Source organism: Pseudomonas sp. LBUM1655 (genome assembly GCF_059716085.1).
On sequence record NZ_CP166801.1, the window covers coordinates 4,948,654 to 4,967,806 of the forward strand.

13 protein-coding genes are annotated in these 19,153 nt (G+C 60.1%); 6 read left to right on the top strand and 7 right to left on the bottom strand.

Annotated features, from left to right (window positions below):
• Nucleotides 1-21 precede the first annotated feature (21 nt).
• Entirely contained in the window at nt 22-501 is a 480-nt protein-coding gene (locus ACA074_RS22140) for a hypothetical protein (protein WP_497677798.1), read from the bottom strand.
• Nucleotides 502-712: 211 nt separating this feature from the next.
• Complete coding sequence (locus ACA074_RS22145; RefSeq protein WP_497677799.1) at nt 713-1,747, bottom strand: alpha/beta fold hydrolase; 1,035 nt, start codon at nt 1,745-1,747, stop codon at nt 713-715.
• Between the two features lie 207 nt (nt 1,748-1,954).
• On the opposite strand from ACA074_RS22145, the gene ACA074_RS22150 reads away from it, so the two are divergent.
• Nucleotides 1,955-2,152, top strand: a complete 198-nt coding sequence (locus ACA074_RS22150) for a hypothetical protein (RefSeq protein WP_497677800.1) — start codon at nt 1,955-1,957, stop codon at nt 2,150-2,152.
• A gap of 144 nt (nt 2,153-2,296) precedes the next feature.
• Complete coding sequence (locus ACA074_RS22155) at nt 2,297-7,519, top strand: dermonecrotic toxin domain-containing protein (RefSeq protein ID WP_497677801.1); 5,223 nt, start codon at nt 2,297-2,299, stop codon at nt 7,517-7,519.
• A 65-nt stretch (nt 7,520-7,584) separates the two neighbouring features.
• Here the strand turns inward: ACA074_RS22155 and metE are convergent, their stop codons facing one another.
• Complete coding sequence (gene metE / locus ACA074_RS22160; protein ID WP_497677802.1) at nt 7,585-9,897, bottom strand: 5-methyltetrahydropteroyltriglutamate--homocysteine S-methyltransferase; 2,313 nt, start codon at nt 9,895-9,897, stop codon at nt 7,585-7,587.
• Nucleotides 9,898-10,009: 112 nt separating this feature from the next.
• Between metE and metR the strand changes: the two genes are divergently transcribed.
• Entirely contained in the window at nt 10,010-10,927 is a 918-nt protein-coding gene (metR, locus tag ACA074_RS22165) for a transcriptional regulator MetR (RefSeq protein ID WP_187680192.1), read from the top strand.
• 352 nt (nt 10,928-11,279) lie between these two features.
• Nucleotides 11,280-11,528 (top strand): DUF6124 family protein, encoded by a 249-nt coding sequence (locus ACA074_RS22170; RefSeq protein ID WP_497615266.1) that lies wholly within the window; start codon nt 11,280-11,282, stop codon nt 11,526-11,528.
• A 202-nt stretch (nt 11,529-11,730) separates the two neighbouring features.
• Here ACA074_RS22170 and ACA074_RS22175 read toward each other — a convergent pair whose 3' ends face one another.
• The 4 genes from ACA074_RS22175 to nosR all read right to left on the bottom strand — a co-directional run bounded on the left by ACA074_RS22175 (nt 11,731) and on the right by nosR (nt 14,754).
• The gene (locus ACA074_RS22175) at nt 11,731-12,228 is read right to left on the bottom strand and encodes a GNAT family N-acetyltransferase (RefSeq protein ID WP_401266493.1); all 498 of its coding nucleotides are present in this window, start codon (nt 12,226-12,228) and stop codon (nt 11,731-11,733) included.
• A gap of 1 nt (nt 12,229) precedes the next feature.
• Nucleotides 12,230-12,868, bottom strand: a complete 639-nt coding sequence (locus ACA074_RS22180; RefSeq protein WP_497677803.1) for a LysE family translocator — start codon at nt 12,866-12,868, stop codon at nt 12,230-12,232.
• Nucleotides 12,869-12,891: 23 nt separating this feature from the next.
• The gene (locus ACA074_RS22185) at nt 12,892-13,326 is read right to left on the bottom strand and encodes an NUDIX hydrolase (protein ID WP_497658021.1); all 435 of its coding nucleotides are present in this window, start codon (nt 13,324-13,326) and stop codon (nt 12,892-12,894) included.
• A gap of 75 nt (nt 13,327-13,401) precedes the next feature.
• On the bottom strand, nt 13,402-14,754 hold the full coding sequence (gene nosR, locus ACA074_RS22190) for a response regulator c-di-GMP phosphodiesterase, NosR family (RefSeq protein ID WP_497677804.1): 1,353 nt from the start codon (nt 14,752-14,754) through the stop codon (nt 13,402-13,404).
• 252 nt (nt 14,755-15,006) lie between these two features.
• On the opposite strand from nosR, the gene ACA074_RS22195 reads away from it, so the two are divergent.
• Together ACA074_RS22195 and ACA074_RS22200 are read left to right on the top strand one after the other, a co-directional pair.
• Nucleotides 15,007-17,268, top strand: a complete 2,262-nt coding sequence (locus ACA074_RS22195; RefSeq protein WP_497677805.1) for an EAL domain-containing protein — start codon at nt 15,007-15,009, stop codon at nt 17,266-17,268.
• Entirely contained in the window at nt 17,265-19,136 is a 1,872-nt protein-coding gene (locus ACA074_RS22200; RefSeq protein WP_497677806.1) for a putative bifunctional diguanylate cyclase/phosphodiesterase, read from the top strand. Before ACA074_RS22195 ends, ACA074_RS22200 begins: the two co-directional genes overlap by 4 nt.
• Nucleotides 19,137-19,153: the final 17 nt, after the last annotated feature.

Below are 19,153 nucleotides of genomic sequence, written 5' to 3' on the forward strand. Positions count from 1 at the left end.
TCCACTTCAAACCGGTGAAAATCAATTTTTGCAGGGCTCAACATCGTTGATCGAACGCTTCACCGTTAATACGCCATCACAATTAAAGTAACCTCTCGCAGTATTGATGTGCACTGTCAGGTTTTCATAGATCACAGAAGTCCTTACATGAATGGATGAAGCGTCGCCCTTTGATTCCGTCGAAAACTCATCGTTTGGTGAAGTGTTCACTCTCGGGCACGTAATACTTGTAAACGTACATTCATTGTTAGGACCATCGATGATGGCAGATGAGATACAGCTATGGTTTGCGCTATTTTCTTTCCAGGCTGTCATACAAGGTGTATCGGGTTTTGGTTTTCGACTTTTCGCCCACTCCGCGACTTTTGCCTCTTCCTCAGCGCTCTCTTTGTCGATAGCGTCAAGAGCGTCATCATATTGATCTGCCTTAACAAACTCGGCATCAAGAGAAAGCATGGCAAAAAATGTGGCTACAACAAGACCTTTGCGTAGACGTATCATTTTCTATTCTCCCTATAGTTATCCCGCTTCGCGAGACCATTAGCCGAGAATATTTTATATGATGCCAATTACGCCACTGTCAGAAATTACAGTCGGACATACCGATTCAGAATAGCGAAGAAACTTCTTACTTCATTTTATCTAATAGTTTCAAACCACGCAGCAAACTACCAAGGGGTTAACTTTTCCCGGTGTTTTCAATGCATCATTATTACAAAAGGCCTGTTCCCACCACCGGTTCAATCTGCGCCCAATGCGAAGTGTCTTCACGATGCGCCTGCAAATACGGCAACACCGCCGCCAGCAACGGCGCTTTGAATGCCTCTTGAAAACGATGCGCCAACCCCGGAATCAGCTTCAACTGACTGCCGCGAATGTGCGCCGCCAAATGCACGCCATGCATCACCGGCAGCAACGGATCGGCCGTGCCGTGCACCACCAGCGTCGGCACGCGCAACTGGTTGAGCAGCGCCACCCGGCTCCGCTCGGCCAGAATTGCCATGATCTGCCGCTTCACGCCTTCAGGATTGAACGCCCGGTCGTAGGACGCCGCCGCTTGTTGCAACAACGCCTGCCGATCATCGGTGACCGTCGGACTGCCCAGCGCCGCCAGCAAATCAGCCTGCTGCTCCAGCGCCACTTCACGGTTCGGCGCGCCACGCCGCGACAACAGTTGCACCAGCGCCGCACTCGGCGCCGGCAACCCTTCGGCCCCGGAGCTGGTCATGATCAGCGTCAGGCTCTCGACCCGTTGCGGCGCCATGGCCGCCATGTGCTGGGCGATCATGCCGCCCATGCTCGCGCCCAGCACATGGAATTGCTCGACATGCAGCGCGTCCATCAAGCCCAGCGCGTCGTCGGCCATGTCGGTCAGGCTGTACGGTGCCGACACCGGCAGACCGAGTTTGTAGCGCAACACTTCAAACGTCAGGTTGGCCTCCAGCGGGGCCTGACGCCAGGTCGACAAGCCGACATCGCGGTTGTCATAGCGAATGACCCGAAAGCCCTGCTGACACAGCGCCACCACCACTTCATCCGGCCAGTGGATCAACTGCCCGCCCAGCCCCATCACCAGCAACAGTGCCGGATCCGATGCGCGTCCGATGCTTTGGTAGGCGATGCTCACCTGCGCCAGATCGGCCCGCTCGGTCGGCACGTTCACATCGCAACGCGCGGCGGCAAACGACGATGAGCCGAACAAAAGCGCGGCCAAAACGGCCGCGATTGATAAAAAAACCTTGTGCATGAAAAACACCGAAACGCAGAACCCCAGTAGAGCGCGAGTCTGATGAAGTTTGTACAAGCGCGCTGCCACAGTTCGATGACAGTTTGATGAAGAGTGCCGAGTGGTCATTGCGCGATAACTATGTACCGCCATGGAGATCGACGATTTGCTTTGAATGACGGCTACAGGAAGCGGATCCGCCGTTTCGTTACGCGAGCCATAGTTGCCATGCCCGACAGTTTTATTTCCGCGCTCTCAGATCCCGGTCCGGCGCAAACACCGTCCGTTGCCCATTTACCCAAAAACCCTGACGCCGCAGTGGCGCTGAGTGCTTCGAACCGCTGGCGCTACAGCAGCCAGGCGCTGCGTGAACTGTTCGCCGGTGTGCCGACCACGCGTAAAACGCTGACTCGATTGCTTGAGTAGGAACTGGATCTGGGCGAGCCCGATATCGGTTTTCGCTTTGCGGCCACCCCGCAAAGCCCCGAACATTTCATACCGATCGTGCAGGCCTGTGCCTTTGGCTTTCAGCATCCGCTGCCTGCGAACACACTTGACCGGCAATGCCGCGTGACGGGTTTGCCCGCCACCCATGCGCTGTTCGCCCTCACGCCGCGGCAATTGCTTGAACGGCTCAAGGCCCTGGATCTGGAGAAGGCACTGGACCGGGACTGGGATCAATACTGGGATGCGCGCGCGCCCGGCGCTTCGGTATCCCGTCGCGAACGCGCCGATCAACAGTATCGCCAGCATTTCGAAGCGACCGTACTGACCGCCGTCGCCCAGCATCGCGTGACGCCCGAACAGCGTCTATCGCTGTTAGCGTTGATGGACGCGACCACTCACGATGCAACAGTCACCTGCGAGCAGATTTCGCTGGTGTTAAGCAATGGCAGCAAAGTGAAGTGCCCCACGGCCTGGGTCATCGGCTTTGGCGCCCGGCAGCAACCCGTGCATTGGTTGTACCTGCCGTTGCGCCCCGAAGCATTAAAAGGCTTTGACCAGCGCAGCGAACTCGAGGCCTGGCTGGGCGCTCAGTCGCTGATTCCCAGTGGCTTGCCACAAACCGGTCTGAGGTTTGAATACACCCACAGAGAGTTGCCATTGACCACTGGCATGAGCGACCTGCTGACGCACTTTCGCCAGGCCCGGATCGACGCCCTGCGCAACGGTAGCCTCGGCAAGCCCGGGTTTGCCGAACATGGCAGCAAAGCCCTCGACTTCTCTGACCAGACAGACCGTCAACGGCAGACCGCTGCCGTGTTCGGTTCTCCCCCCGTGTTTGAATCCGTCAGTGTCGAGGACGATGAACCGTCGCTGTTCGGCAGTCTCTATGCCGACATTCCTCTGGCCCTGCGTCAGGCCGCTCTCAAGCGCCAGCGTGATGCCCTGGAAGCCCGGTTGGGTACGTCGAGCGACAACGCCGCCCTGCAACCGATCAAGGATTTGCAACAAACATTGGAAACCGCCGAGCAAGCCGCCGACAACGCCGCGACTGCGCTGTTGGGCCGCTCGCAGCCTTTCGACCTGCTTACCCTCAATCGTGAGTTCACCGCTCTGCATCAGGCACACAAGGCCGGTTTGCTAGCCGAAACCGACTTGCAAAAGTTGCTTGAACAGATCAGCAGCGAAGAACACCAACTGATCAAGGCCCTGCTCGACCCGCCAGACAATCCCGACAGCGACTGTGTAGCCGCCAGCCTGATACTTTCGACGAGCGAAACGGCTGACAGCCCAACGACCGAGACGCTCAACGGCCCGTTTGTCATGACCCGCGCCGGTACGTTGCTCGACCCGACGTCTGCCCACAGCCTGTTGCTGTACTGGCCCGGCACTGGTGGAGGACTGCAACGCTTTGCCAGTCGTCGGGCGCTGGAAAGCCAGATGTTCGCCCTTGCCGAAAAGGATCCATTACTGACCCTGCGACTGAAAAAAATCAGCGGCGATCCGCTGCATCACGCCCTCGATCAAGTGACCAGCGAGTACGAAGAGCAGGCCGCCGTGCTCCGTGCGCACCCCGGCAAGTCCATGTTGACACCCGAACGCAGCGGGCCAATGCAGGCCCTGCGCGAACGTTTCAGGGCCGCCCTCCAGGTGCCAGTGCACGCCGCACGGAATCTGGCCTTTGCCCATCTGCTGGAACAAAACCGCTCCGGCAGGTTGGCCGACAATCTGCCGCACTGGCAACGGAACTTGCCGGCCAGCGAACGCAGCAACCTGAAGACGCAAATCCAGGCCTATATCGCCGCCATGCACCGCAGCCACCAACTCCTGATGCGGGCCTTGCCGCCACGTGATGACTTCACCCGTCAGCATTTGCACCAACGGTTGCGTGAGGACTTCTCGGTGCAGGGGCCTTTCTCGGTACAGATCGACCTGCCGGACTCCGCCAGACTGCAAAAGCAATTGAGCGACGGCTCAACCATGACCACCCCGCAAAAGCTGGTCGCGGTGCCCAGCGCCTCACGCAGTAAGGTGCCACTCGAAGACCTCGCGCAGTCCAACATCGACAACACACCCTCGATGCGTCTGGAGTCGGAGTCCTTGCGCCTGCTGTTCATGACGGTCGAGGTCATCGCGGCCGATGACAGCGCACGAGCAGCCTTGCGCACAGGCATCACCCATGAGTACCTGCGCAAGATTCTGCCGGAACTGGATTTGCCCAAAACCTACGAGCAAACGATCCGTGACGCCTTCATGGGCGGGCTCGGTGAATCCGCCTTCGTGCGCGAGCATCGGCGTGAATGCCTGATCGAACCGTGGCGGCTGATGCTCAAGATGCAAGGCGAATGCGCGCGTTTACAACAACGCATCAACCATCACGAATGGCAAATATTCAACATTGCCATTGAAGCCGACACCACCCATGCCTGGAACACAGGAGCCCTGCGCATTGCGCTCCTGCCGGCCTTCCTCAGAGCCGGTGGCAAGGACACCCCCAATCAAGGCCCCGTCACGCTGTCAGGCGTCACCTTTATCCAGGAGCAAATCAGCGGGACAACCTTGCTCTATTTGCCAGACAGTCCCGACGACCAGGTTCTGCGTCGTTACGACAGTCTGGAGGAGGCCCGCAAGGCGCTATTCAAACTCTGCGAGCAAGACCCGTGGATCAGCTATCTGGCAGGCCGGGCCTTGCAAGGGGATGTGCGCGCCCATGAAAACCGCCTCGCTCAGGCCATCGTGAAAAAGCATGACGCCATGATCGGCGTCGGTATGCCCTGGCCTTCGACCACCTCATTGGCCGCGCACCTGCTCAACGCCCACATGGGCCGATTGATCGAAGCCCATCGCGGCACATCGCGCGCCAATGATGCGTTGTACATGGAACGCTATGCCCTCAAGGGACCGCGAGCTTTCAATTACCTGAAAATGGCCTTGGGGTTGCTGCCCTTTGTCGGCGTGGCGTTTGCCGTCTACGACGCCTGGACCAGCGCCAATCAGGCGGTCGCGGCATTTTTGCGCGGTGATGTGGGTGATGGCCTGGCGGAACTTGAATCGGTGTTGTTGTCGCTGATCGATGCGGCCATGGATCTGCTGCCGGGCGAAATGACCACTTCCGCCCTTTCCCGAGCGGCCCGTTCACTGACCCGCACTCGCCAACTGCGCAGACTGGCTCAAGGCGCCGGCGCGCTGCATGTTCCCTCGCAACGTCAGGCTCGGCATCTGACGGCGCGTTTCGCCGGCTACGAGTATGAAAAGCCGATTTCGCTGTCAGGGCTGGAACCGGCCACCGAAGGCCTCTATCGCGGCATCTACCGGCATGCCGACGGCGACTTCATCCTGCGCCAGGGACGGATCTTTGAAGTTCAACGCAGCAACAACGCCGACAACTGGCGTTTACACGGCACGAGTACCAAGACCTATAAACAACCGATTGCCCTGGATGAAACCGGCCAGTGGGATACGTGGTTCGGTGTGCATGGCACGGCAGTCGAAGGCGGGGCGCTGGGCGGCGGGAATATCGCCGGACACCTGGCTGATGCGGCCGATCCCTTCTGGCCACAGGCGATTCGGCAGCGCCTGCCGCGCTGGCTGGTGGATCGCAAGTATCGCCGTTATCGTCAGTTGACCCAGGCCGCCGATAGCCTGGCCGACCAGCTCGATGCCAGGGGTGTGGCGAGCGATGCCGCAATCAACCGTTACGGCGCGGCATCGCAAGCGGATCGACCGGCCTTGATGCCGGCCTCAGAGGCCGCCTGTGTCGGCGATATCCAACTGGCAACCCGGCACTACGAAACCCTCGATGATTTGATGCCCTTGACCAAGGGAAACAAAAAACGCGCGCTGCTTGAAATACAGAGCAAGGAGGCCTCGCTGTTGACTGACCGTTACTGGCGCCGCGCTTACCATCTCTCCCACAGCACCGCACGGGTGACTGAAAAAATTGATGACCTGGCCCTGGCACTGGATAACCTGCCCCCAGAAAGTCTGGCCCAACGCATCAGCCTCCTTGAGGATATCCGCACACAGCGGGTCGATTACGTACGCCTGCTTGAGCAAATGGAGCAGCTCAAGGGCGATGCCAATTACTGGTATGAGCGCATCCGCATCCGCGCGCACAAAGAACCCAGAACGGCGATGATCGAGGATATAAACACCAAGCACAGTGATGCCAACCTGCTTTATCTGAAAACCAGTCAACGCTTGGAAACCGTCAAGCGCTATGGCCGAACCGACGATGTCTCCTGGTTCTACCTGATGGGACAGGCTCGGGAGCTTCGCAGCAATGTCGATAGGGCCTTGTACACGCAGTACAACCTGCCGAACATCCAGGCGACCCGGGCACAACGCAATCAGATTCTGCACAACTGCCTGGAGCTGTACACCCGCTATCGCCGTGAAATGAATATCTGGACCGCCACCTATCCGCAACACTTCCACTTGAATGAAGTCCCCGCATTGATGAGCGGGATCGAATGGCTCGCCGAACGCGCCCGCAAAGGCATCATCGAACCGCCCGCGCCGACAACGGGGGGGCAGGCCGCACAGCGCGTGTTCACAACCGCCGATAATCAGTTGATGTATGGCATCGAGCGTTGGGAACCGACGACCCAGAAACACCAATACGTTTCCACCGGCCGCGCAGGCCATGAGGAAGTCTGGGAGCAAGGCAGCGATGGCAGTTACCGCCTGCTCAACCCGCGAAATACAGAGCCGTCCGCCCCCGCCCCGATGAGCCTCGCCAAGTTGGTGGCCGATGCGCAACGGCGCCTGGATGCCCAGGCGGACTACCAGATCAGAGTCGAATCCTACGCCGAGCAGGACATGCTCCCGGTCGACCTGGAACACATGATGGTCAGTGAGGCAGCCGAGCTCAATCGGCGCGCCGACCGCATCGAGACCCTGGCGGCGCAAAACCCGATCATTCCACAACTGCGCGACAAGGCCAGCGAACTGACCCTCATCGGCCGGAACCTGCGTACCCGCCAATCACTGACCAGCCAAAAACCCACCGACGGCATGCTTGAAGACCTCATCGAGCAGAACGCTGTGGAAATCCGTAAAACCAGCGCGCTGAAAAACCTCGGCAAGCGCCACGGCCATAACGACTATCTGCAGGAATATGAAATCTGGGACATGACCCTGTCGCCAGCGGAGCTGCTGTGGTATGCCCACTTTCACTATCGCAAACCGACAGCGGCGTTCGGCAATTTCGAGAAGGCCCACTTGAAACTGCCAGACCACCGCTTCCTGACCCACGCGGACGATGCCACCCTGCCCTACGCCGGCATTGGCAAGAAGTCAGCCGTGCTCGAGCACTTCGAAGCAATTGCGGCTAACGACCTGGTCTAGCAAGCTGCGCTGATCAACAATCTGAAAAGCCAGCCGCACGCAAAGGCTGGCTTTTTTGCGGCCAGTTACGCCAACAGACTGCGCAACTGCCGGGCCGCCGCCACCATGTTCACCAGTGCCGCTTCCGTCTCCGGCCATGCCCGGGTCTTCAAGCCGCAATCGGGGTTGACCCAAAGCCGTTCGGCGGGAATCCGCTGCACCGCTTTCTGCATCAACTTGACCATCTCGGCGGTATCCGGCACCCGTGGCGAGTGGATGTCGTAGACGCCCGGGCCAATGTCGTTGGGGTAGTCGAACGCTTCGAAGGCTTCGATCAATTCCATGTCCGACCGCGAGGTTTCGATGGTGATCACGTCCGCGTCCATGTCGGCAATCGCCTTGATCACGTCGTTGAATTCGCTGTAGCACATGTGGGTGTGGATCTGGGTTTCATCCTTCACGCCCGACGCCGTCAGACGGAAGGCCTCAACGGCCCAATCCAGATACGCCTGCCATTGTGCGCGGCGCAGCGGCAGGCCTTCGCGGAATGCCGCCTCGTCGATCTGGACGATCTTGATCCCGGCGTTTTCCAGATCCACCACTTCGTCACGCAGGGCCAGCGCCAATTGCTGCGCCTGGACTTTGCGCGGCACATCTTCACGGGGGAACGACCACATCAGCATGGTCACCGGGCCGGTCAGCATGCCTTTCATGACCTTGTCGGTCAGGCCTTGGGCGTAGGTGATCCAGTCGACGGTCATGGCATTCGGGCGACTGAGGTCGCCATAAATCACGGCCGGTTTCACACAACGCGAACCATAGCTCTGCACCCAGCCGAAACGGGTGAACAGGTAGCCGTCGAGCTGCTCGGCGAAGTACTCGACCATGTCGTTGCGCTCGGCCTCACCGTGTACCAGCACATCCAGCCCCAGGCGTTCCTGAATCTTCACGGCGTGGCGAATTTCGCTGCGCATGGCGTCGTGGTAATCGTTGGCCGACAGCTTGCCCTGCTTGAACGCCTGGCGCGCCAGACGGATTGAGCCGGTCTGTGGAAAAGAACCGATGGTGGTGGTCGGGAACGTCGGCAATTGCAGGTGCGCCTGTTGTTGGGCGATGCGTTTGGCAAACGGCGAATGACGCTGACTGTCGTTGGCATTGATCGCCTTGATCCGCGCCTGCACCTGGGCTTTGTGGATGCGTGGCGACTGCGCACGGCTGGCCTGAATCGCTCGGTTCTCGGCCAATGCGCTTTGCACTTTGGGCGCCTGTGGATCGTTCAAGGCATCGCGCAATACGGAGATTTCGCTGCACTTCTGCACGGCAAACGCCAACCAACTCTTGAGCTCCGGATCGAGCTTGTCTTCACGCTCGACATCCACCGGGCTGTGCAGCAACGAACAGGAACTGCTGACCCACAGGTTGTCGCCGAAACGTTCCTGCGCCGGCTGCAGTTGCGCCAGCGCCTGCTCCAGTTCGCAGCGCCAGACGTTGCGCCCGTTGACCAGGCCCACCGAAAGAATCTTGTAAGTCGGCAGGCGATCCAGCACCTGGCCAAGTTGCTCCGGCGCCCGCACCGCGTCGATGTGCAGACCTTGCACCGGCAGGCCTACGGCCAGGCCGAGGTTGTCTTCAAGGCCACTGAAGTACGTCGCCACGAGTTTCTTCAGCGGCGAATACTGGAGGATGTGATAAGCGCGTTCGAAGGCGCTTCTCCACGCTTGCGGCAGGTCGAGGGTGAGGATCGGCTCGTCGATCTGCACCCACTCCACGCCTTGCTCGGCGAGGCGCACGAGAATCTGGTTGTAGATCGGCAGCAGACGCTCAAGCAAGTCGAGCTTGTCGAAGTCGTTGCCTTTCGCCTTGCCCAGCCACAGGTAAGTCAGCGGACCGATGATCACCGGTTTGACGTTATGGCCCAGCGCCTTGGCTTCTTCGACTTCATCGAACAACTGTTCCCAGCTCAGCTTGAACTGTTGATCAGCGCTGAATTCCGGGACGAGGTAGTGGTAGTTGGTGTCGAACCACTTGGTCAGCTCTTGTGCATATTGAGTCTTGCCGTGGTTATCAGCGCAGCAACCAGCCGTGGCGCCGCGAGCCATGGCGAACAGCGTGTCGAGGGTCGGCTGGCCACGCTCGTCGCGTACGCCGTCAAAACGCTCAGGGATCACGCCGAAAGTCATCGAGTGAGTCAGCACCTGGTCGTACCAGGCGAAGTCGCCGACCGGCAACAAGTCGATACCGGCAGCTTTCTGCAACTGCCAGTGAGTGGCGCGCAGATCACGGCCAACCTGGTTCAGCGCGGCCTGATCGAGATCGCCTTTCCAGTAGGCTTCGAGGGCTTTTTTCAGTTCGCGGTCGGCGCCGATGCGCGGGAAACCAAGGGTGTGGGCCACGGCCATGTCGAATGTGCTCCATTGCGTAAAAGATGGCGCCATTGTCGACAGTCAAGCCAACATGAGACAAACTCAACCTTTTCGTGTTGATCACAAGTTTTCCTCATGGAGCCAGCCGGTGCTTGAAATCCGTCACCTGAAAACCCTGCACGCACTGCGCGAAGCCGACAGCCTGGTCGATGCCGCCGACCGGTTGCACCTGACCCAATCGGCGCTGTCCCACCAGTTCAAGGAGCTTGAAGAACGGCTGGGAATGCCGTTGTTCGTGCGCAAGACCAAACCGGTGCGCTTCACCAGCGCCGGCCTGCGCCTGTTGCAACTGGCCGACGCCACCCTGCCGCTGCTGCGCGGCGCCGAGCGCGACATCGCTCGACTGGCCGGCGGCACTGCCGGACGCCTGCACATGGCGATCGAATGCCACAGCTGCTTTCAGTGGCTGATGCCGACCATCGACCAGTTCCGCGATGCGTGGCCGGAAGTCGAACTCGACCTCGCGTCGGGCTTCTCCTTCGCCCCGCTGCCGGCCCTGGCCCGAGGTGATCTGGATTTGGTGGTGACCTCTGATCCGCTGGAAATCGCCGGCATCACCTATGTGCCGCTGTTCACCTACGAAGCCATGCTCGCGGTGGCCAATCAGCACCCGCTGGCGAGCAAACCCTACATCGTCCCCGAAGACTTGTTGACAGAAACCCTGATCACTTACCCGGTGGAACGCGACCGACTGGACATCTTCACCCGCTTCCTTGAACCGGCCGACATCGAACCGGCGCTGGTGCGCACTTCGGAACTGACAGTGATGATGATGCAACTGGTCGCCAGCGGCCGTGGCGTCTGCGGTATGCCGCACTGGGCGCTGCATGAGTACAGCTCGCGCGGCTATGTGAAGGGCAAGCGACTGGGCGAGAAAGGTCTGTTTGCCACGCTGTACGCCGGGATACGCGCCGACATGCTCGATGCGCCGTACATGCGCGATTTTCTGCTGACGGCCAAGGACACATCGTTTTCGACGCTGGATGGCGTTAGCGCTGTGCGCTGAAACTCCAAAATCAAAAGATCTTAAACGGCTGCCGTTTAAACGACATGTCCAGACACGGACTCAGGCTACACATCCTTGCGTCACGGCCTACAGCTACGCCAGAATCCGCCGGCTTGTGCGCCTTGTGCCTGACCTCTATCGTTTGTCGGTCGCTGAACATTCAGCGATCGGGTTTAGCGACTCGACTAGGTATTAAGTCCAAACATGCGCCAGTTTTTGGTGGCTGTACGTGGGAGACCTTCGGGTCTGCCGGGTCTTATACCTCTCGGTTCGCTAACCCGCGTACAGCTGCCACCCTTACTTTTTTAGCGACAGGTGTTGGTGGAACACCAGGTATAAATGGAGATTCGCCATGTTCAAGGTAACGCCCAACCCGCCTCGCCTCCCCAGCACCCTGTTCCACGTCACTCCCGACACCGATAACGAAACCCTCCTCGCCCACGCCTGTGAATCCCTTGCCTCGGCAAGTGTGATGCTCAGTGATTTCGCCGGCCTGCTCGACACGCCGCATCGCAACACCTTGCTCGGCATTCAGCAGGTGGTGATGCTCGGCGAACTGACGGTAAACCGGGCATTGGATAACCTCGATCCCACTGCCTGAACATTTGCCGGATAAAAAGATTCATTGTGGTGAGGGGATTTATCCCCGATGGGCTGCGCAGCAGTCCTGAAACCTGTGCACACGGTGTTTCAGAGAGACCGCGTTTGTAGGGTTTGGGGCTGCTTCGCAGCCCATCGGGGATAAATCCCCTCGCCACAAAAGCCCCTCTCTTAGGGTAATGCTGTTCACTTAGGTGGGAGGGTCAGAGTTCACGCCACATGTGGATCTTGTCGAAGTAGTCTTCGCCGACTCGCACCGCCAGCGGTTCCAGACCGAACTGGATAAATCCGCAGCGCTGGTACAGCTTGAAGGCCGCATCGTTGCCGGCGGTGACGGTGAGCTGGATGAGTTTCAGCCCGGGGTGGTTTTGTGCCTCGGTCAGCGCGGCTTGCACCAGTTCGAAACCGAGACCGTGTTGGCGATAATCTGCCGAGACGTACATGCCGAACAGGGTTGTCTTGTGCCGGGCCTTTTCGCGCGGTTCAAACGCCAACCCGACAATGCCGGCCAACACCCCCGCTTCAAATGCACCCAGCACCACATCAAGCTTGCTGGTCAGCCGCGCTTCCCACCAGCTCAACGGCATCGCCGCGCGTTCGCGCACGCTGGAGGTGAACGCCTGTGGATGGCGGTCGTAGGCTTCAAGCATCAGTTCGCGATAGGCCAGGGCATGGCTGGCATCCAGCCGCTCAATCCACATCTCAAGCGCCTCGCCGTTGTTCAAGCATCAACCGCACGGCCAGGCCGCCGAGCACCATCCCCATGAAGTAACGCTGCATCGCCAGCCACGTCGGGTTGCGCACGAACCACGAAGCGATGCCGGCAGCGAACAGCGCGATCAGCAAGTTGACGCAGAAACTGACGCTGATCTGGGTCAGGCCGAGGATGATGCTCTGGGTGAACACCGAGCCGTGTTCAGGGGTGATGAATTGCGGAAACACCGAGAGGTAGAACACGGCGATTTTCGGGTTCAGGGCGCTGGTGAGAAAGCCCATGGTGATCAGTTTGCGTGACGAATCCGCCGGCAACTGCTGAGCTTCGAACGGCGAACGCGCGCCGGGTTTCACCGCTTGCCAGGCCAGCCACAGCAGGTACAGTGCACCGGCCCACTTCAACACTTCATAGGCCATTGGCACCGCAAGAAACACCGCCGTCAAACCGGCGGCGGCGGCAAACAGATGCACAAAGAACCCGGCCACCACGCCGAGCAACGATGTCACGCCAGCCTTGCGTCCCTGACAGATCGAACGCGAGATCAGGTAGATCATGTTCGGCCCCGGCGTCAGCACCATCAGCAACGCGGCGGCGGCGAAAATCAGCAGGTCTGGAAGCGGGATCATGGCAACGTCCTTTGCGGGGATGATCAGGCGATGGCGGTGAGCGAACGGCGATAAAACGGCAGGATCAGGTCGCGTGTCAATGGCGCCAGGTCGATAGCAGGATCAGTGGCCGGATCGACCCAGATCACCTCTTCGATTTCGGCTGCCGGGCAGACCTCGGCATCGATGGTCAGTTGAAAGATCTCGGCCTGTACGACAAACCCCGGCTCATTGGCGGCGGGTGCGGAGAACTGGCCGAGAAAAGTGGCCTGCGTCGGGTCGATCAGCAACCCCAGTTCTTCTTCCAGCTCACGAGCCAGGGCATGTACTGGCAACTCGTGCGGTTCGATCTTGCCGCCCGGTTGCATGAACGCCGTGGTGCCGCGTTTGCGCACCAGCAGGGTCCGGCCATCGGCATTGAGCAACAGGGCAGCGGCGATGCGAATGATGCGCGGGGAGACAACGGATGCAGAGGTCATGGGTGAGCCACCGGCCTGGAAAAACCGCAAGGATCCCACGCCCCGCCCATGGCGTCACCTCATCGGTCTTCCACTCTAGGCGTTGAGCGCCGCCTCAACCTCCTCGGGCACCTTGACGAAAATCTTGTATTGGCCGCCTTCCATGGCCTCAAAGGCAATCAGCTTTTCCACCAACAGGCCGCTGAGAACCTTGCCGGCATTGAGCAACAACATGCCGTTATCGGCATTGAGATTGCGCGCCAGAATCATCCCTGCCGCCAGATCCCGCGTGGTCAGCACCTTGACCGTCGGGTCGGCCAGGGTGACGTCGCTGAGGAAGGCCGCACACACCTGAATGAAATCTTCGACCAGTTCCGGGTCGTACAGTCGCCCGGCGTACTGACGCAGGTACAGCAACGCTTCGTCGCTGTTCATATGCCGTTCAAGGATCAAACCGCGCTGCAACTCGACGAAATCCACCGCCAGTTTCAGCAAGCGTGAACCGAATGGAATCGCCTCACCCTTGAGCCGGTCGGGAAAGCCGCTGCCGTCCCAACGCTCCTGGTGATGCAGGATCAGCCGTGCGGCATCCTTCATCGGGTCCAGCGTCATCAGCAGCGATTCGCTCTGCTTGGGGTAGTCACGATAACGCTCGCGATCGGTATGACGCAGGAGGTCCGAAGGCGTGGTCATCATGCCGTCGGTCCAGCTCAGTTTGCCGATGTTATAGAGCGCCGCGGCCATGGTCAGGTCGCGGCCGGTGGCTTCATCCAGACCATGTTGTGTGCAGTAACTGCGCACCAATTCGATGATCTGCCGGTTGGTCTGTTTGGCCGGGGGCAGGCGCAGGTTGGCCAGCAGCGAAAACACCTCAGTGCCGGTGACATAACTGTGTTTGAGCTCTTCGTACGCCAGATCGAGCATGTCGGCGGTCTGTTGCAGTTCGGCGGTGCGCGAGGCGACATGTTTTTCCAGGGTGCTGTTGAGCAGCTTGAGCTGATCGTTCTGCACCCGGGTCAAGCGCTCCAGGCGCTGGCGTTCCTGCTCGGAGTGTTGATGCTCAAGGGATTGACGCAGGATCAGCAGCAACTCTTCGTCATTCCACGGTTTGCTGATGTAACGGTGAATCTGCCCGTCATTGATCGCCTTGATGATGGCGGACGGGTCGGCATAGCCGGTAAGCATGATGCGCACGGTCGCCGGATGGCGTTCGCGGACTTGGGCCAGCAACGAGGCGCCGTCCATAGTGGGCATGCGGGCATCGCTCATCACCAGGTCCACCGGCTGCTGCGCCAGCATTTCCAGTGCCTGGGCACCGCTGGTCGCCAGCAGGACATCATAGGGCTGGCCCCGCAACAGGCGGCGCAAGCTGTTGAGGATCGATTCCTCGTCATCGACCAGCAACACTTTGGGACGGTGCGGCTGCGGCGGGGCGGTTTGCTCTTCCATGGCGTGACCTCAAGCATTACAGGGGCAAACGACGCAACGGGCCGACCGCCTCGCTGGCCCGCGCCTGAGTCAAAGGCTAGATGATTTTTGGCAGCCTTCACGCAAATCTTCGGCGCGAATGCGCATGCGAAGTAACGGGACGCCAACTATGCTCAATAGGTTGAACGACTCCGTCGGTCTTCGAACAGGCCTGTGCCGAGGGAAACGGATGCTCCCGATGACAACACCATATGACCCCATGGTCGGTGCGGCATGAACCTGCCCCCCGCGCTCGTCAATCGACGTGTGCTGATCGTCGATGACAGCCCGGCGATCCATGGCGACTTCGCCAAGATTCTCTGCCCCGCCACCCCGGCGGACGACGGCCTGGGTGAGACCGAAAGCCTGCTGTTTGGCACCCCGTCTGCGGTACGGACCCCGCATTTCGAACTGGACTCGGCGTTTCAGGGCCGTGAAGCGCTGGACAAGCTCAAAGCCGCGCTGGCCGACAATCGCCCCTATGCCATGGCCTTTATCGACATGCGTATGCCGCCGGGCTGGGACGGGCTTGAGACCATCGAACGGCTGTGGCAAGTCGACCCCAAGTTGCAGGTCGCCCTCTGCACGGCCTATTCCGACTATTCCTGGGAAGACATCGACCGGCGCCTGGCGCTGAACGACCGCCTGCTGATTCTGAAAAAGCCCTTCGATGCGATCGAGATCCGCCAGATGGCCAGCGCCCTGACGGTCAAATGGCAAATGACTGAAGACGCCGCGCTGAAAATGAACCTGCTGGAACAGGCGGTTCAGGCGCGCACCCGGGAACTGTCCGACGCCAATATGATCGTGCAGAACAGCCCGACCATCCTGTATCGACTGCGCGGCGATCCGTCGTTTGCCTTGATGTATATCTCCCACAACATCACTCGCTACGGCCATGTCGCGGCGGATCTGGTGGGCTCACCGAACTGGGCGCAGGCACTGATTCATCCTGATGATCAGGCCAACGTCGATGCGGCCATGGCCCGGGTACTGGATCGGCACGCGTCGGGCGCAACCATCGAGTTTCGCCTGCGCACCGGCCAGGGCACCTGGCGCTGGGTAGAAAACCGCTACATACCGGTACGCGATCATGACGGCCGGCTGCTTGAAGTCGAGGGCATCATTCTGGACATTACCGAGCGCCGTCTGGTCGAGGACAAACTGGCGTTGCTGGCCCGCTCCGACGGCCTGACGGGGCTTACCAACCGCGCCACGCTGATCGAGCGCCTGCACCAGGCGTTCGCCGCCGCGCGCCGTGGCGCCATGCCGTTCGCGGTGTTTTACCTGGATCTGGATCACTTCAAGCGCATCAATGACACCTTGGGCCATCCGGTCGGCGATCTGCTGTTGCAGGAAGTCGCCCGGCGCATCAGATCCAGCGTGCGCGAAAACGACATCGTGGCGCGTCTGGGCGGCGACGAGTTCGCGATTCTGCAACTGGACGTCAGCGACCCGACCCAATCGGCCGCCATGGCCACCCATATCCGTGACAAGCTGCTGGCGCCCTACAACCTGGCCGGCAATGCCCTGCACATCTCGGTCAGCATCGGCATCAGCAGTTACAGCGCCGTCAGCCTCGACGCCGACAGCCTGCTGGGTCAGGCCGACATGGCGCTGTACCGCGCCAAGGAAATGGGCCGCAACCAGTACCACTTCCACTCAGAGGAGATCTCCCGGGAAGTGGCGGAACGCATGACCATTGTCAGCGAATTGATGACGGCCCTCGAAGGGGATGAGTTGAGGCTGCATTACGCACCGGAGATGGACCTGCACAGTGGCAGGATTCTGGGCATGGAGGCGCAAGTCCTCTGGCAGCACCCACGCCTCGGCCTGTTGCCGGCCAGCGCCTTCGTACCGGCAGCGGAAAGAACCGGCGCGATCATTCCTCTGGGGCGCTGGGTGCTGGATCGCGCCTGCCGCCAGATGCAGATCTGGCGCGACGAAGGCGTTGCACCACCGGTGATCGCGATCAAGCTTTCTCTGGCACAACTCAAGAGTGGTCACGAGCTGATCTACGACGTTCTGCGCACCACCGCACGCTGGGAACTCGCGCCCTGGGACCTGCGTTTCGATGTCACCGAGGCCACACTGGCCCAGACCAAGTGGACTCACAACGACGCATTGCCGCGTCTGCGTGAACTGGGCGTGACCATTGCCATCGATGATTTCGGCACCGAATACTCCTCGTTCGATTACCTGAAAACCTACCGGGTCAATCACCTCAAACTCGCCCAGCGCTTCATCGACAGCGCAGCCCAGGATGTGGCCGGCGCCAATGCGCTGCGCGCCATCGTCAACTTCGCCCGGGATCTGGACATTGGCATCATCGCCGAAGGTCCGCCCAAGCCCGAACAGCATTTCGCGCCGTCCACGGTCAGTCCCCTGCCCAGTGCGCAGGGGCTCTACTTCATCGAGGCGGTCAGCGCCGAGGAGGCTGGCCAACTGCTCAGAGACGGATGCAAGGCGGCGGACCCGCAGGAGGGTGAAGAATGAGCGCAGCATTCGCACAAACCAACCGGCGCATCCTGATCATCGATGACACACCGGCGATTCACGACGATTTCCGCAAGATCCTCGCCCCGCAATCGCCGGACGAGGCAGATCTGAATCATCTGGAACAGACGCTGTTCGGCACCCGTCTGACGACGCATCTGACCTTCCAGCTCGACTCCGCCTACCAGGGTCAGGAAGGGTTGGCGCTGGTTCAACGCGCGCTCGCCGAGGGCAAACCGTACGCCCTCGCCTTCATAGACATGCGCATGCCGCCCGGCTGGGATGGTCTGGAAACCATTGAGCAACTGTGGCGCGTCGATCCGAACATGCAAATTGCCTTGTGCACGGCCTATAGCGACTACAGCTGGGAAGCCATGGCTGAACGCCTGGAGTTCGGCGACCAGTTGCTGATCCTGAAAAAGCCGTTCGACAGTCTGGAAATCCGCCAGATGGCCAGCGCCCTGACGTGGAAATGGCAACTGGCCCAGGACGCAGCGCTGAAGATGCTCGGCCTTGAGCAAAGCATCGAGGCGCGGGTGCATGAACTGCTGAAAGTCTCGCACCTGCTGCAATACGACACCCTCACAGGTCTGCCCAACAGCACCCTGCTCGGTGATCGCCTGAGCCATGCGATGGCCGTCTGCCGGCGCCATGACAAGCAACTGGTGGTGATGTTCCTCGGCCTGGATCGGTTCAAGCGCATCAACAATGCATTGGGCCATCCGGCGGGCGACGAGATGCTCAAACGGGTCGGCCAGCAACTGTTGCAGTGCGTCCGTGAGTCAGACTCGGTCTTTCGTTACGGTGGCGACGAGTTCGTGGTGATTCTCAGCGACATCAGCCATCCCCAGCAAACCCGTGGCATTGCCGAAAAAGTGCTCGCCGCCATACGCCTGCCGCAGATGATTGCCGGTCATGACATCAGCGTTACCGCCTGCCTGGGCATCAGCGTCTATCCCGATGACGGCCTGGAGGCCATCGAGTTGATCAAAAAGGCCGAAACCGCGATGCGCAACGTCAAGGACAACGGCCCCGACAACATCGGTTTCTTCATCGATGCGATGAACCAGCGCGCCCGCGAACAGCAGAGCATCGAGTCGGGCATTCGCCGGGCCTTGCAACAGCAGGAATTCGTCCTGCACTACCAACCGAAAATCGATCTGCGCAGTGCCAGAGTGGTGGGTGCCGAGGCATTGGTGCGCTGGCAGAAACCGGGCCACGGCCTGGTCTATCCTTCGGACTTCATTCCGGTGGCCGAGGACAGCAAGCTGATCGTGCCGCTAAGCCAATGGGTGCTGGGCGAGGCCTGTCGCCAGACCCGGGCGTGGCAAGTTGCGGGACTGCCGACCATCCGCATGTCGGTGAACATTTCGCCCATCGACTTTCGCCAGCGTGACTTCGTCGAAAACGTCGAGCGGATACTCGAGCAAAGCGGTCTGGCCGCCGATTGGCTGGAGCTGGAAATCACCGAAGGCGTCCTGATGCAGAACGTCGAGGCGACGATGACCGTGCTCAATCGCCTGAAAGCGCTGGGGACACGACTGGCCATCGATGACTTCGGCACCGGTTATTCAAGCCTGAGCTACCTGCGCCGGTTTCCCGTTAATGTACTGAAGATCGATCAGTCGTTCATTCGCGGCCTGAGCAACGACAGCAACGACGCGGCCCTCGTTAGCGCCATTATCAGCCTGGGCAAGAGCCTGCGGTTGAACGTCATCGCCGAAGGCATCGAAACCGCCGAGCAACTGGCTATTCTCAAGACCCAACATTGCGAAGAAGGCCAGGGCTACTACTTCAGCAAAGCCCTGCCGCCCGATGCGTTTGCACATTTGCTCGCCGGCGCAGGCCCCGCGCCATGGACGGTGTGATGAACAGCCCGACACCG